This window comes from Vibrio sp. 1249-1 (genome assembly GCF_033340495.1).
On sequence record NZ_JAWOWJ010000056.1, the window covers coordinates 1 to 1,431 of the forward strand.

Here is a 1,431-nt window from a genome sequence, read left to right on the forward strand (position 1 = left end):
ACTGTCGGAGTTTCGTTGCTCACGGTGCCGAGTAGTTCAGAGCCGTTGTCAAAGTGCACATTGTACAGTTCTGGCATTGTTGCTTTCACTGGCTCACCGACCGGTGGCTGTACTGAACGATCAAAATTGTCCGTTGCGCGGCGATAGGCTAACTGATCATCGGTAATTTTTTTGTACTCTGGCAAGGTACGTTCTGGCGTTGTAAATGTCGCAGACTTAACAGCAAGATCCGTTTTGCCTTTTGGTACCACGCTCAAGGTGACTTTCGACTTACCTTGAATAAAGTTTTGGTACACCTTCTCAACAGATTGAGGAGTCACGGCGCGAATCTGTTCCAATTGTTTTTCAATCAAGTCAGGTTGGCCAAAGAAAGTTTCATTCGACGCTAGCTGTGTGACTTTACCTTTCACGCTTTCAAGCGCGAAAATCGCATCCGCTTCAGCTTTACCTTTCAACTGCTCAAGACGATCGTCAGTGACGCCTTTCTCTGCAAACTTGCTCATCGATTTCATGAGCTCATCGTACAAGGTCGAAAGATCACCTTTGTCTCCAGAATCTCCCATCGCGTAGACATAGAAATTACACGCAAGCTCTGCACAGTCATGGAAGGAACCCGCATCAACCGCTTTTTGCGTCTTCACTAAATCTTGGTACAGCACGCTGTTGGTACCACCACCTAATACTTCCGATAGCGTATCCAGAGATGCTTGGCTCTCTTCGCCGCTGTATGTGGTTGGCCACGCAATCATTACCATCGGTTGTTGGATACGATCTTCCAACGTAATGTATTTGTCTTCTTGCAACTTAGCTGGTTGTTTCGGTGCGTTTTCAACTTCTGGACCACGAGGAATGGAACCGAAGTATTTGTTTACCCACGCCAGTGTTTGCTCGACATCTAAGTCACCACCGATCGTGATCGTCGCATTATTTGGACCGTACCAACGCAAGAAAAACGCTTTAAGATCATTCACATCAACACGTTCAAGATCTTCAACGTAACCGATGGTTTGCCATGAGTAAGGATGACCTTCTGGGTATAACGCTTCAGACATACGCTCCCAAATCAAACCGTACGGACGGTTGTCATAACGTTGCGCACGCTCATTTTTCACCGTAGATCGTTGAATTTCAAATTTACGCTGTGAAACCGCATCAAGTAAAAAGCCCATACGATCCGATTCAAGCCACAGCATTTTTTCCAGCTGATTCGCAGGAACGGTTTCAAAGTAATTGGTGCGATCGCGATTGGTCGTACCGTTTAACGTACCACCCGCCTCTGTGATGATTTTGAAGTGTTCTTGATCGCCAACATTCTCTGAACCTTGGAACATCATATGTTCAAAGAAGTGCGCAAAGCCCGACTTACCAATTTCTTCACGAGCTGAACCGACGTGATACGTGACATCAACGTGTACCAATGGATCAGAACCC

Annotated in this window: 1 protein-coding gene; it reads right to left on the minus strand. The window is 46.3% G+C overall.

Going from position 1 to position 1,431, the window contains the following annotated elements; all coding sequences use genetic code 11:
- The coding region (locus R7Z50_RS24165) for a pitrilysin family protein (protein ID WP_318149305.1) at positions 1-1,431 on the minus strand (1,431 nt) is incomplete at both ends.